General features: G+C 70.0%; 14 protein-coding genes. 9 read left to right on the top strand and 5 right to left on the bottom strand.

Annotated elements, in window-relative coordinates:
• Nucleotides 1–120 precede the first annotated feature (120 nt).
• Nucleotides 121–483: a hypothetical protein gene (locus ACFTWF_RS02535; protein ID WP_378459689.1), complete on the top strand. Its 363-nt coding sequence runs from the start codon at nt 121–123 to the stop codon at nt 481–483.
• A gap of 12 nt (nt 484–495) precedes the next feature.
• On the opposite strand, the gene ACFTWF_RS02530 is transcribed toward ACFTWF_RS02535, so the two are convergent.
• The 3 genes from ACFTWF_RS02530 to ACFTWF_RS02520 all read right to left on the bottom strand — a co-directional run bounded on the left by ACFTWF_RS02530 (nt 496) and on the right by ACFTWF_RS02520 (nt 2,752).
• Complete coding sequence (locus tag ACFTWF_RS02530) at nt 496–1,707, bottom strand: RNA polymerase sigma factor (RefSeq protein ID WP_378459688.1); 1,212 nt, start codon at nt 1,705–1,707, stop codon at nt 496–498.
• A 1-nt stretch (nt 1,708) separates the two neighbouring features.
• A complete protein-coding gene (locus ACFTWF_RS02525) occupies nt 1,709–2,068 on the bottom strand; it encodes a YciI family protein (protein ID WP_378459687.1) in 360 nt (119 codons plus the stop codon).
• A gap of 129 nt (nt 2,069–2,197) precedes the next feature.
• On the bottom strand, nt 2,198–2,752 hold the full coding sequence (locus ACFTWF_RS02520; RefSeq protein WP_378459686.1) for a helix-turn-helix domain-containing protein: 555 nt from the start codon (nt 2,750–2,752) through the stop codon (nt 2,198–2,200).
• 85 nt (nt 2,753–2,837) lie between these two features.
• Here ACFTWF_RS02520 and ACFTWF_RS02515 point away from each other — a divergent pair, with 85 nt between their 5' ends.
• The 5 genes from ACFTWF_RS02515 to ACFTWF_RS02495 all read left to right on the top strand — a co-directional run bounded on the left by ACFTWF_RS02515 (nt 2,838) and on the right by ACFTWF_RS02495 (nt 6,527).
• Nucleotides 2,838–3,512, top strand: a complete 675-nt coding sequence (locus ACFTWF_RS02515) for an AzlC family ABC transporter permease (RefSeq protein ID WP_378459685.1) — start codon at nt 2,838–2,840, stop codon at nt 3,510–3,512.
• Nucleotides 3,509–3,832 carry an AzlD domain-containing protein gene (locus ACFTWF_RS02510; RefSeq protein ID WP_378459684.1) on the top strand — a complete coding sequence of 108 codons (324 nt, stop codon included), beginning with the start codon at nt 3,509–3,511 and terminating at the stop codon, nt 3,830–3,832. The genes ACFTWF_RS02515 and ACFTWF_RS02510 overlap by 4 nt, the downstream gene beginning before the upstream one ends.
• A 17-nt stretch (nt 3,833–3,849) precedes the next feature.
• A complete protein-coding gene (locus ACFTWF_RS02505) occupies nt 3,850–4,674 on the top strand; it encodes an MBL fold metallo-hydrolase (protein ID WP_378459683.1) in 825 nt (274 codons plus the stop codon).
• 100 nt (nt 4,675–4,774) lie between these two features.
• On the top strand, nt 4,775–4,948 hold the full coding sequence (locus ACFTWF_RS02500) for an adenylate cyclase (RefSeq protein WP_378459682.1): 174 nt from the start codon (nt 4,775–4,777) through the stop codon (nt 4,946–4,948).
• Between the two features lie 184 nt (nt 4,949–5,132).
• Entirely contained in the window at nt 5,133–6,527 is a 1,395-nt protein-coding gene (locus ACFTWF_RS02495; RefSeq protein WP_378459681.1) for an NAD(P)/FAD-dependent oxidoreductase, read from the top strand.
• A gap of 71 nt (nt 6,528–6,598) precedes the next feature.
• Here the strand turns inward: ACFTWF_RS02495 and ACFTWF_RS02490 are convergent, their stop codons facing one another.
• Nucleotides 6,599–7,060 carry a PaaI family thioesterase gene (locus ACFTWF_RS02490; protein ID WP_378459680.1) on the bottom strand — a complete coding sequence of 154 codons (462 nt, stop codon included), beginning with the start codon at nt 7,058–7,060 and terminating at the stop codon, nt 6,599–6,601.
• A gap of 245 nt (nt 7,061–7,305) precedes the next feature.
• Nucleotides 7,306–8,079 carry a hypothetical protein gene (locus ACFTWF_RS02485; protein ID WP_378459679.1) on the bottom strand — a complete coding sequence of 258 codons (774 nt, stop codon included), beginning with the start codon at nt 8,077–8,079 and terminating at the stop codon, nt 7,306–7,308.
• A gap of 184 nt (nt 8,080–8,263) precedes the next feature.
• Between ACFTWF_RS02485 and ACFTWF_RS02480 the strand changes: the two genes are divergently transcribed.
• From ACFTWF_RS02480 to ACFTWF_RS02470, 3 genes are read left to right on the top strand one after another with little or no spacing between them, the layout of a single operon-like run.
• Nucleotides 8,264–9,733 (top strand): FecCD family ABC transporter permease, encoded by a 1,470-nt coding sequence (locus ACFTWF_RS02480; RefSeq protein WP_378459678.1) that lies wholly within the window; start codon nt 8,264–8,266, stop codon nt 9,731–9,733.
• A complete protein-coding gene (locus ACFTWF_RS02475; RefSeq protein WP_378459677.1) occupies nt 9,730–10,836 on the top strand; it encodes a FecCD family ABC transporter permease in 1,107 nt (368 codons plus the stop codon). Before ACFTWF_RS02480 ends, ACFTWF_RS02475 begins: the two co-directional genes overlap by 4 nt.
• Nucleotides 10,833–11,663 carry an ABC transporter ATP-binding protein gene (locus tag ACFTWF_RS02470; protein WP_378459676.1) on the top strand — a complete coding sequence of 277 codons (831 nt, stop codon included), beginning with the start codon at nt 10,833–10,835 and terminating at the stop codon, nt 11,661–11,663. Before ACFTWF_RS02475 ends, ACFTWF_RS02470 begins: the two co-directional genes overlap by 4 nt.
• Nucleotide 11,664: the final 1 nt, after the last annotated feature.

Here is an 11,664-nt window from a genome sequence, read left to right as displayed (position 1 = left end):
CATGCGACGGGTCGTGGGCGCTCTGATCGCCGCAGGCCCTCTCGTCCTCCTCCTCGCCGCGCCACATCGGCCGCGGACCCGGCCGATGTGGCGCTGACCGCGGCGGTGGCAGGGAGCACCGTGACGACGACGATCACCAACGCCACCGGCGAGGACATCGTGTGCGGATTGGGTGGGCTGCACGCGGCGGACGACATCGTCGACCCGGAGTCGGTCGCGGTGTTCCATGCCTCCAATGTGGTGATCGCCCCGGGACCGCGCGAGTTCGTGTTCGAGGCGGTGCCCGACGGCGACTACCTGATCCATTGGATCTGCGGCGAGAACGCCGGACCCGGCGACGAGGTGTGGGGTTCATCCCCGCTGCCCGAGACCGCCTACGCGAAAGCCGCTACCGCGCAACCACTTCCCGTGACGGTGCGCACCGAGACCTGTTTCGGGTCGGTGTGCCTGCCACCCGGTCTCGGTCTGGGTCTCGGTCTCTGATCGGCGGGCGGGTCACCCGAGCGCGGCGCGCTGCGCTCGCAGGAATTCGCGTTCGGCGGCGTTGTCGGTGTGCTCGATCGCCGCGTCGTACGCACGGGCCGCGTCGCCGCGGCGTCCGAGACGGCGCAGCAGATCGGCCCGGACCGCGTGGTAGGGGTGGTACCGGTCGAGGTCGAGCTGTTCGACGAGCGCCAGCCCGTCCGCGGGTCCCCGGACCTCGGCGACCGCGACCGCCCGGTGCAGCGCGACCACCGGAGTCGGCGCCATCGACAGCAACTGGTCGTAGAGCTGCAGGATCTGGCCCCAGTCGGTGCCGGCCGCGGTGGGCGCGTCGCTGTGGACGGCATTGATCGCCGCCTGAATCTGATACTGCCCGGGACGGTTCCGTCGCAGGCACTCCCGCACCAGCGACTGCCCCTCGGCGACCAGATCGCGGTCCCACCGGCCGCGGTCCTGATCGGTGAGGAGGACGAGCCGTCCGTCGCCGTCGGTGCGGGCGGCGCGTCGCGAGTCGACCAGCAACATCAACGCCAGCAGTCCGGTGGCCTCGGGCTCGTCGGGCATCAGCGCGGTCAGGAGCCGGCCGAGGCGGATGGCCTCCGCGCACAGGTCCGCCCGCGTCAGCCCATCCCCCGAGCTGGCCGCGTACCCCTCGTTGAAGATGAGGTAGACGACGGCCAGGACGGCACGGAGACGGTCCGGGAGTTCGGCCTCGCCCGGCACGCGGTACGGGATGCGGGCGTCCCGGATCTTCCCCTTGGCCCGGACGAGGCGCTGCGCCATCGTCGGCTCGGGGACGAGAAACGCCCGCGCGATCTCCGCGGTGCCGAGTCCGCCCAGTAGCCGGAGGGTCAGGGCGACCTGCGCGGCGGGCGCCAGCGACGGGTGGCAGCACGTGAAGATCAGGCGTAGCCGGTCGTCGGACACGACTCCCTCCTCCACGAGTTCCTCGTCGGCATGCAGCAGGGCGGCCTGCGCGTGGCGGTCGTGCCGGGACGCGTCGCGGCGGAGCCGATCGATCGCCCGCCGCCGGGCGGTGGTGATGATCCATCCGGCGGGGCTCGGTGGCAGTCCGGACGACGGCCAGCGCTGCACCGCCTCCGCGAACGCGTCCTGGACGGCCTCCTCGGCGATGTCGATGTCGCCGAAGACACCGACCAGGACGGACACCGCCCGGCCGTGTTCCTCCCGGAACACGTGTTCGACGTCGGCGGACGCGGTCACGTCAGCCGCCGACTCCGGCGTGATGATCGAACGGGCGAACCTCGATCGGCAGGGTCGTCGCCCGGGTGAGTTTGCGGCCCCACTCCAACGCCGCGTCCAGGTCGGGGGCGTCGACGATGGTGAATCCGCCGAGATGCTCCTTCCCCTCCGTGTAGGGGCCGTCGGTGACGAGCACGTCGCCGCCCCGCGCCCGCAGAACGGTCGCGGTGGTGGGGGCGCACAGTCCCCCGCTGAACACCCACGCCCCGGCGGACACCATTTCCTGGTTGAGGGCGGCGAGGTCGTCGCCGATCTTCGCGAGGACGTCGGGTTCAGGGGCGGGGCCGTCGGGCTGGTACACGCTCAACAGGTACTGGGTCATCTCGAGCTCCTCCTCGGATCGAGTTCGTCGGCTCTTCGGGAACGTGCTGTGGCCGACTCTCACCTCCTATACGATCGTCACCCTTCCGAATCGACACTCCGCACGCAGAAATTTCCCGAACATCACCGGTCAGTTGTGTTCGGACACCAGCACCGCTCGGGTTCCCGGCTCCAGCGCCTCGAACACGTGCGCCACGTCGCCGGGGTAGGCGATGTAGTCGCCGGGCCCGAGTTCGACGGGGTTGTCGGCCACGCCGACGAGCGCGCGCCCGGCGCTGAGGATCACGTGTTCGACGACACCGGGCATGTGGGGTTCGGATTCCCGGCCGGGGCCCGGTTCCACGGCGAGGCGATACAGGTCCCGGCGGGCGGACGGAGGGCAGGACGCGACGAGCGTGGCGCGGTAGTCGGCCCGGTCGGACACCAGTTCCGGTCCCTCGTCGGCCCGGATGACCTGGACGCGCGGGCGCGGCGGGTCCAGCAGTTGCGACATCGGCACGTCCAGCGCGACGCACAGCGCCCACAGGGTTTCGACGCTCGGGTTGCCGCCACCCGATTCCAGTTGGGACAGAGTGGATTTCGCGACCCCGGCGCGGCGGGCGACCTCGGTCAGGGACAGGCCCGACCGTTCGCGTTCGCGGCGCAGCGAGGGTCCGATGTATCCCAGGGGGGATGTCGCCGCCATGATTGCCCTTTCCGGAGCCGTGTTCATTATTTCGGTCATCACGTTCGTCTTGACGAACGAAGGTGTTGTGTTCAGTATAGAAGTCATGCGTTCGATACAGCGAACACTCGGAAGGCCGGTCCTCCGGAACATCGCGCTGGTATGCCTGGCCGACGGCCTCGTCGGCATGTCCTACGGCGCGATCGCGGTCGGCTCCGGGCTGGACCCGTGGCTTCCCGTGGCGCTGTCGGTGCTGGTGCTGGCCGGATCGGCCGAGTTCCTGTTCGTCGGCATCGTCGCTGCAGGGGGAAGCCCGATCGCGGCGGCGATCGCCGGACTGCTGGTGAACGCGCGCCACCTGCCGTTCGGTCTGGCGGTCGGCGACGTGCTGGGCCGGGGTCTGCGCCGGGTCGCCGGCAGCCACCTGATGAACGACGAATCGGTCGTGTTCGCGCTCGGTCAGCCGGACCCGGCCCGCCGCCGCGCCGCGTACTGGGCGTGCGGGGTGGGGATCGCGGTGTGCTGGCCACTCGGCGCCCTGGTCGGCGCGGCGGCGGGCAACGCGCTCGGCGACCCCGCAACGCTGGGCCTGGACGCGATGTTCCCGGCGGTGCTGCTGGCACTGGCACTGCCCGCGCTGCGCGATCGGGACGTGCGGGTACCGGCACTGATCGGCGGCGCCGTCGCACTGGCGGCCACTCCCCTCCTGCCCGCCGGGCTCCCGGTGCTCGCGGCATTGGTGGGGCTGCTCGCCGGTGCTCGCCGGAGGATACTCCGGTGAACGGGCAACTCGTCCTGCTCGGGTCGGTCGGGACGCTCGCCGCGGGCACGTTCGCCTTCCGGTTCGCCGGCCCGATGCTGCGGACCCGGCTCGCCGCGAGGCCCTGGGTGGAACGGACCATGGCAACCGCCGCGGTGGTCCTGCTCACCGCGCTCGTGGGCACGACGGCACTCACGGAGGGGCACGAACTCGCCGGAGTGGCGCGTCCCACCGGCGTCGTCGTCGCGGGCCTACTCGCTTGGCGGAAGGCGCCTTTCGTCGTCATCGTCCTGTCGGCGGCCGCCACGGCTTCCGGATTGCGGCTCCTGGGCGTGCCGTGAGCATGCATGATCGAGGGGTGCTATTTCATCTCTGTGCCACGTGCGGCGTCGAACAGGACCCGAACACTCCACTCCCCGACGAATGCGCGATCTGCGCGGACGAACGCCAGTACATTCCGCTGGGCGGTCAGGAGTGGACCACCGTGGAGACACTGGCCGGTGCGGGGCACCGGGCGGTCGAGCACGAGGTCGAGCCGGGCCTGTTCGGCCTGTACATCGAGCCGAAGACCGCGATCGGTCAGCAGTCGCTCGTCGTCCGCACCCCCGCCGGGTCGCTGTTGTGGGATCCGATCGGTTTCGTCGACGCCGCCGCCGTCGAGGCCGTCGCCGCGCACGGCCCGGTGATCGCCGTCGCCGGCAGCCACCCGCACATGTTCGGCGTCCAGACACAATGGTCGAGGGCGCTCGGCGACGTGCCCATCCTGGTGGCCGAGGCGGACCGCTCCTGGCTGGCGCGAGCCGACGGGCCGGTCGAGTTCTGGTCGGGCACCCACGAGGTGGCGCCGGGACTCACCCTCCACCAGATCGGCGGACACTTCCCCGGCAGCGCGGTCGCGCACTGGCGAGCCGGCGCCGACGGCCGCGGCGTCCTCCTGACCGGGGACGGCGTGTTCCCCAACCCGGACCGCCGCACCGTGTCCTTCCTGCGGTCCTACCCGAACCGGTTGCCGCTGTCCGCGGCGGTGGTGCGGCGCATCGCGGACCAGTTGTCCCACCTCGAGTTCGACCGCATCATCGGCAACTTCGACAACGTGATCGACAGCAACGGCCACGACGCGCTCGCCTACTCCGCCGGCCGGCACTGCGCGTGGGTGACCGGAGAGTTCGACCACCTCACCTGACGGCGCGGAGAAGGCCGGCGACGATCGTTCTTCCCCGCCGACGCGGTGACAGCGGCTACCCTCCGCAGTAGCGTGAGCAGCGACTGAGGAGGTAGGTCTGATGGACTTGACAGCAATCGGTGTCGGTTTCGGCTACGTGGTCGTAGTCCTCACCATTCTTGTCGTCGTGGTGGGGGTGTCGGCACTGTTCGTGTTCTCGATCAAATCGGATTTCATTCCGCCGGACACCACCGGTACGCCCCCGCGGCGGAAGCGGATCGGCGGGGCGAAATAGCCGCGTACGCACCGGAAGGCGGGTGGTTCCCACGGCGGAGCCACCCGCCTTCCGTCCGTCGCGGGCATCTCTCGGTTTCTGGATCGATTCTGCCGTGCGGACGTGCCGAAGCCGGGCTTACTGAGACGGTCGGGAACAAGGCGACTACCGTGACAGGAGTCGCCTATTTTTCGAGGAGCACGGAATGAGTATCCAGTCGGTTGAGTCACGCCGCCATCGCGTCGTGGTCATTGGATCCGGCTTCGGTGGGTTGTTCGGCACACAGGCGCTGAAGAACGCCGATGTCGACATCACCATGATCGCGCGCACCACTCACCATCTGTTCCAGCCGCTGCTGTACCAGGTGGCGACCGGCATCCTCTCCGTCGGCGACATCGCCCCCGCCACCCGCCTCGTGCTGCGGAAGCAGAAGAACACGCAGGTGCTGCTCGGCGATGTCGAGAAGATCGATCTCGAGGCGAAGACGATCACCTCCCGGTTCCTGGATCGCACCACGGTCACCCCCTACGACAGCCTCATCGTCGCCGCCGGCGCCGGCCAGTCATACTTCGGCAACGATCACTTCTCCGAGTTCGCGCCGGGCATGAAGACGATCGACGACGCACTCGAACTCCGCGGCCGGATCCTCGGCGCGTTCGAGCAGGCCGAGCTGTCCGCCGACCCCGCCGAGCGGGCCCGGCTCCTCACGTTCGTGGTCGTCGGCGCGGGACCGACCGGTGTGGAACTCGCCGGCCAGATCGCGGAACTGTCGCGCCGCACCCTGTCGGGGGCGTTCCGCAACATCGATCCGCGGGAGGCCCGGGTGATCCTGCTCGACGGCGCCGACCACGTCCTGCCCGTGTACGGCGGAAAACTGAGCCGCAAGGCGCGCGAGCAGCTGGAGAAGCTCGGCGTCGAGATCCAGCTCGGGGCGATGGTCACCGACGTCGACGTCGACGGTCTCGTCGTCAAGGACAAGGACGGCACCCACCGGCGGATCGAGTCGCAGTGCAAGGTGTGGTCGGCCGGTGTGCAGGCCAGCCCGCTGGGCAAGCAGATCGCCGACCAGTCCGACGCGGAGATCGACCGGGCCGGGCGGGTCATGGTCCGGCCGGACCTCTCCGTGCCCGGCCACCCCGACGTCTTCGTCATCGGCGACATGATGTCGCTCGACAAGCTGCCGGGCCTGGCGCAGGTCGCGATGCAGGGCGGCAAATACGCGGCCACGCAGATCAAGGCGGGCCTGCGCGGCGGGAAGCCGGAGGACCGGCCGCCGTTCAAGTATTTCGACAAGGGCAGCATGGCCACCATCTCGCGGTTCAGCGCGGTGGCCAAGGTCGGCAAGCTCGAGATCAGCGGATTCATCGGATGGGTGGCCTGGCTGGCGATCCACCTCATGTATCTGGTCGGCTTCCGCAGCCGCCTGTCCACCCTGCTGTCGTGGACGGTCACCTTCCTCGGCCGGGGACGGGCGCAGATGGCGTCCACCGAGCAGTGGGTGTTCGCCCGCAACGCGATGGAACAGCTGGAGCGGCACGAACGGGAGAAAGAGATCGCCGAGAAGCCGTCCGGCGGCGCGCAGCGGAAAGCCGCGGGGTGACGCTGCGACGCGCATGACGTGAGATGAGGAGGGGACGGACCGGTGGTCCGTCCCCTCCGTCGTCGTGGCGGTCAGTTCCCGAGGCGGCCGGTGTCGGTGATATTCGCCAGCCGGACCTGCCCCTTGGAGACGAGACGATCCTGTTCGTCGGTGATCCGGACCTCCCACAATTGCTGGGTGCGGCCGCGGTGGACGGGGCTGGCCTCGGCGGTGAGTGTTCCCTCCCGGGTGGCGCGGAGGAAATCGGTGTTGTTGTTGACCCCCACCACGTGGCCGCGCCCGCCGAGCCACACGGTCCCCGCCGTGCTGGCCACCGATTCGATGACGGAGCAGTACACGCCGCCGTGCTGGATTCCGGCGGGCTGCTGCAGGTCGGGGGTGACCGTCCAGTGCGCCCGTACGCGGTCGGGAGTCAGTTCGGTGTATTCCAGTCCGATGAGGGCGTCGAATCCCTTGCCCAGTTGTTCGGCCACTCCAGCGGTGTCGACCTGACCGTCACCGTTCGATGCCTGCTGTTCCCCGGAACCCACCATCACACTCTCCATCGGATCACTGTGCGCTCTCGCGGCGCACCCGATCTCCTGCCTACACGACCCGGCTGGCAGCGGGAACGGCAGGTGGGCAAAAAGATCGGCGGGCCTCACGCTGTGCAGCGTGAGGCCCGCCGTGGGATGGACCTCGGAGTCTCTGCAGCCCTCAGGACTCCGGTTCGGTCCGGTAGTTCGGTTCTCGGCGGGTCCTACTCGACCCGCCTGCCAGAAGTATAGGCAAGGCTGCCCTAATTTTGCAAGCGCTTCCGTACCTGCCCGAGACGACCGCAGTGCGAGCGCGTCACCCGGCCCTTCGACCGGACCGGCACCCCGGCGGCCACGAACGCGTCCAGGATCCCCTGACCGCGGCGTTGCGCGGCGGCCTCGCCGCCGCCGGCGAGGATCGGCACGTACGTCGCGGCCCCGAGCACGGCCTCCCCCACGAGCCCCCAGAAGCGGGTCGCGTCGATCGGCGTCAGCCGGGCGATCGCGTCGAACACCGCATGCAGGGACGTGAGACTGCGGTGCACCGTCCACAGCAGCAGGGCCCGCTCGCACGGCACCGTGACCGTCCGGGGCGCGCCGGCGTAGGGGTCGTCGGGCAGGACGCGCATGGTGTCGTCGGCGACGCCCGCCCAGTCGATTCCCTCGTCGCTGTCCATGTGGATCCACAGATTCTCGAGCCCGGGATCCCAGGCACGCCCCTCCAGCACGACGAGTGCGGTGACGCGCCCGACCACCGCGTGGATGAGCGCGGTCGCCACCTGCATCGCGGCGACGTCCGGGTCGGGGACGTCCTCGAGCGAACGCGCCCACATCCGGGACACCCGGTCGCCGTCGAGGTCGTCGGCGAGCGACCACCACCGGCGTTTACCCTCGTCCGCCATCGTCGCGACCGCGTACATGCGCGGATATTCGACGTTCAGTGCGCGAAGTCGTGTGCAGGACACGTCCAGTGCGGTCGCGGGGGCGGACAGGGTCGAGGTCACCGTGCACTCCAATCGGTCGGGATGGAACACCACCAAACATAGGTGAGCCTAACCAAATATCAAGCCTTGACGTCATGTGACGTGAGGCACCCCTGCCGACCGCGGCGGTGGGGATCCCCCGCCGGATGTGGCATCAGAGATAGGGTTCCGTAACCTAAGTAGTTGAATCAGTGCAGATCCGGTGCCCGTGCACACACGTCAGGAGCTTTCCCCGCCAGTGACGACGACGAGACAGTTCGGCAGCGACATCCCGCACCTGCCGACCGACGAGCCCTACGGAAAGCGCGACGTCCCGCGCGGTCCCGCCCCGCGATATCTGCGGGCACTCGCGGGACTGCTCGACCTCGGGATCGTGGCCATCCCACTCGTTCTCGGGTGGTACATCGTCGACTCCCTCCGCGACGAAAACGGCGGCGGGCAGGCCGACCGGGTCGTGTTCGGCGGCGCCGCCGTCGCGATCGCGGCGGGCCTCGCCCTGTGGAACCGCGGATTCCGCGAAGGCAACACCGGACAGAGTTCGGGCAAGGGCTGGGTGGGTCTGGTCACCCGCGACACCCACACCCACGACGCGATCGGACCGGCACGGTCGCTGCGGCGGGTGTTCCGGCGGTCCGGAACCGAGGTCGTGCGCGAGAACACCGCCAACGACGAGGGATTCGCCGTCCGCCAGAAGGACGTGAGCGTCGCGGCGATCCGCCGACGCCGCCTCGTCGGGCTGGGTGTCCTCGTGATCCTGCTCGCCCTGGTGCTGCTCGCCAGCGTCGCGGTCGGGGCCCGGCCGCTGTCGTTCGCGGAGATCTTCCACGCACTGTTCCAGCCGGACGGCTCGCAGACCGACATCATCGTCCGCACACTCCGCGGTCCGCGCACCGCGCTCGGCCTCGTCGTCGGGATGGCGCTCGGTGTCGCCGGCGCCCTCATCCAGGGACACACCCGCAACCCGCTCGCCGACGCCGGACTGCTCGGCCTCAACGCCGGCGCCGCGTTCCTCGTCGTGCTGTCGATGTACCTGTTCGGGTTCAGCGCACCCAGCGAGTACCTGTGGTTCGCGTTCGCCGGGTCGTTCGCCGCGAGCGTGATCGTGTTCGGGCTGTCCTCGATCGGGAACGGCGCCGCGAGTCCGCTCAGCCTGGCCCTGGCCGGCGCCGCCGTCGCCTTCTTCCTGCAGGCGATGACCAACGCCATCATCATCGTCGACCAGTCGAGCCTCGACTCCTACCGGTTCTGGGTGGTCGGCTCCGTCGCCGGACGCGGCTTCGACGTGCTGTGGCAGGTGCTGCCGTTCCTGATCGTCGGGCTGATCCTCGCCCTGGTCAGCACGCCGGGGCTGAACGTCCTGAGCCTCGGCGAGGACGTGGCGCGGTCCCTCGGCACCAACATCGCCGCGAGCCGCGCCCTCGGCATCGTCGCCATCACCCTGCTCACCGGCGCCGCCACCGCGGCCTGCGGTCCGATCGCCTTCATCGGCCTCGTGGTCCCGCACGTCGCGCGGGCGATCACCGGCCCCGACTACCGCTGGCTGGTCCCCTACGCCGGGCTCCTCGGCGGCGTCATGCTCGTGACCGCCGACGTGATCGGACGCGTCGTCGTCCGGCCCGGTGAACTGCAGGTGGGAATCGTGCTGGCCGTGTTCGGGGCACCGTTCTTCATCGCGTTGGTCCGGCGCAGAAAGTTGGCGAGCCTGTGAGCACTCGAGACGACGTGCGCCCCGACACCCGGACGACGCCGCCGGCCCGTGTGCCGTCGCGCCCCGCGTTCCGGCTCGGGCCGATCTCCCTGGTCCTGCGCCCACTCGGCATCGCCGTCAACGTAGCGCTGCTGGCGGCACTGTTCCTCGTGCTGTGCCTCAACATCGGGCGCGGCGACTACCCGCTGTCCATCCCCGAGGTCACGCGGGTGCTCTTCGGCGGTGGCACGAAGGCGCAGAACTTCATCGTCCTGGATCTGCGGCTGCCCCGGTCGCTGACCGGGGTGTTCATCGGCATGGCCCTCGGACTGGCCGGCGCCATCACCCAGTCGATCGCCCGCAACGCGCTGGCCAGCCCCGACATCCTCGGCATCACCTCGGGTGCCAGCGCCGCCGCGGTCGCGCTGATCGTCCTCGGCGGTGGCGGAAGCTTCGTCGGGATCCTCGCCACCCTGGGCATCCCCCTGGCCGCCCTGTTCGGCGGGCTCCTCACCGCACTGGTGATCTACCTCCTCGCGTGGCGCGGCGGGGTGGAGGGGTACCGGCTGATCCTCATCGGCATCGGCGTCAACGCCATGCTGATCGCGGTCACCGGCTGGCTGCTCATCTCCGCCGACATCAACGACGCCTCCCGCGCGCAGGTGTGGCTCAACGGCTCGCTCAACGGCGCCGCCTGGAGCCAGGTGTGGCCCGTGACGATCGCCGTCGTCCTCGTCGGCGGCTACGCGGTGATCTCCTCGTTCACGATGGGCGCCCTGCGGCTCGGCGACGACAACGCGGTGTCGCTGGGTGTGCGGCTGCAGTGGTCGCAGGCACGGCTGCTGCTCATGGCCGTCGCCCTCGCCGGCATCGCGACCGCGGCCGCCGGACCGGTCGGCTTCGTGGCGCTCGCCGCGCCGCAGGTGGCGCTGCGGCTGGTCCGCTCCGCCGGCCCCCCGCTCATCGCGTCCGCGCTGACCGGCGCCGTGCTGGTAGTGGGCAGCGACGTGGTCGCCCGCACGATCCTGCCCGTCGAACTGCCCGTCGGCATCGTCACCTCGGCGCTCGGCGGCCCATTCCTGCTGTATCTGCTGGTGCGCAACAATCGGAAGGTCTCGGCATGACCGTGCAGACTGACGCTCGACTGATCGCCGACAACCTGAGCCTCGGGTACGGCGACCGGGTCATCGTCGACAACCTCGACCTCGAGGTGAAGACCGGCGTGATCACCACCGTGATCGGCCCGAACGGCTGCGGCAAGTCCACCCTGCTGCGCGCACTGGGGCGTCTGCTGAAACCGCGGCACGGCTCGGTGCTGCTGGACGGCAAGGCGATCGGCTCGATGCGCACCAAGGACGTGGCCCGCACGCTGGGCATGCTGCCACAGGCGCCCGTGGCCCCCGAGGGCCTCACGGTGGCCGACCTGGTCGCCCGCGGACGGCACCCGCACCAGTCGTGGATCCGGCAGTGGTCGTCCGACGACGAAGGCGAGGTCGCCGAGGCACTCGCCCTCACCGGCGTGTCCGACCTCGCCGACCGCCCCGTCGACCAGCTGTCGGGCGGTCAGCGCCAGCGCGCCTGGATCTCGATGGCCCTCGCGCAGGGCACCGACATCCTGCTGCTCGACGAACCCACCACCTACCTGGACCTGGCGCACTCGATCGAGGTCCTCGACCTGGTCGACCGGATGCACGAGGAGCTGGGCCGCACTGTGGTGATGGTGCTGCACGACCTGAACCTCGCGATTCGCTACAGCGATCAGCTGATCGTGATGCGGGACGGCACCATCGTCGCGGCCGGGGCGCCGAAGGAAATCATCTCCGCCGAACTCTTGCTCGAGGTGTTCGGGCTCGAGGCCGCGGTCATCGCCGACCCGGTGTCCGATCGCCCGCTGGTGGTGCCGATCGGCACCCGCCACGTGTACGGCGCGGTCGGCGGGCCCGCGACGTAGT

The organism is Rhodococcus sp. NPDC056960 (assembly GCF_042674125.1).
Taxonomy (GTDB): Bacteria; Actinomycetota; Actinomycetes; order Mycobacteriales; family Mycobacteriaceae; genus Rhodococcus_F.
This window is presented reverse-complemented; position numbering and strand designations above follow the sequence as displayed.